Consider the following 1,135-nt stretch of genomic DNA (forward strand, 5'->3'; position numbering starts at 1 on the left):
GCTCATTGTGGATGAAACCGGTGGATGAAACCGGCTTTATCAAAAAAGGCACGCATTCTGCCGGTGTGCAACGTCAATACAGTGGCACCGCCGGGTGCGTCGAAAACAGTCAAATAGGCGTCTTTCTCTGTTATGCCGGTCAGGGCGGCCATGCCTTTATTGACCGGGCGTTATACCTACCCAAACAATGGACGGATGACCGGCCCCGCTGTGAAGCCGCCGGTATTCCTGACGCAGTCCCCTTTGCCACCAAGCCCCAACTCGCCCGGCAGATGCTGGAACGCGCATTCGAGGCCGGCGTGCCCTGTCGCTGGGTGACGGCAGATGCCGTTTATGGTCAGGATCGCCGCCAGCGTTGCTGGCTGGAATCCCGGTATCAACCGTTTTTGCTGGCGATCCCCAAAAATGAACCGTTGTGGTGGCAAGAGCCGACTTTTGTCAGAGCGGACAAGATTGTGGACAGTCTGACACCTCAGCGATGGGAAACCCATTCGGCGGGGCGGGGAGCGAAAGGCGAACGCCAGTATGACTGGGTTCGGGTTTACAACTCAGTGAGAAAGAACGGGAATATGGCCATTATCTGCTGGTTCGTCGCAGCCGAGATGAAAAACGGGAACGGGCTTACTATATCGTGTATGCGCGCAGAGACCAGGCGGATCTGAAAACTCTGGCTCAGGTGGCAGGTTGCCGCTGGGAAATTGAATGTGGTTTTGAGGAAACGAAGGGAGAATGCGGCCTGGATCATTATGAAGTGCGGCAATGGCACAGTGAGTATCGACACATCACCTTATCGCTCCTGGCCCATGCAGTGCTGGCAATTTTGCGAATACAGGAGAAAAAAAACGCCGACGGGACTGATCGCCCTTAGTGTGGTGGAACTGCGTAAGCTGCTGTCAAGATTGATAGAAAAAACGGGAAACACCGTCGAACAGATTTTACATTGGTCAGACTGGCGGCGGCGACATCAATACTCCGCACAACAATGTCATTATCAGAGCCGGGATAACCTTATGATTACAGAGCACTTACGACTGTAGTACTAGATAATGTCGTCATAAATTATTTTGTGCGATAATAAGATTTGCATTCCATAAACAGAGTGAACTAACCATGAGCACGCCTGCATACCGCCGCC

At 52.8% G+C, this 1,135-nt stretch carries 1 protein-coding gene and 1 pseudogene; both read left to right on the top strand.

Going from position 1 to position 1,135, the window contains the following annotated elements:
• A pseudogene (locus BM329_RS14250) lies at nucleotides 1-868 on the top strand (IS701 family transposase); the annotation flags it as partial.
• Entirely contained in the window at nucleotides 768-1,037 is a 270-nt protein-coding gene (locus BM329_RS14890) for a hypothetical protein (protein ID WP_218153299.1), read from the top strand. The pseudogene BM329_RS14250 and the gene BM329_RS14890, both read left to right, overlap by 101 nt.
• Nucleotides 1,038-1,135: the final 98 nt, after the last annotated feature.

The sequence above is a fragment of the Xenorhabdus koppenhoeferi genome (assembly GCF_900116635.1).
Taxonomy (GTDB): domain Bacteria; phylum Pseudomonadota; class Gammaproteobacteria; order Enterobacterales; family Enterobacteriaceae; genus Xenorhabdus; species Xenorhabdus koppenhoeferi.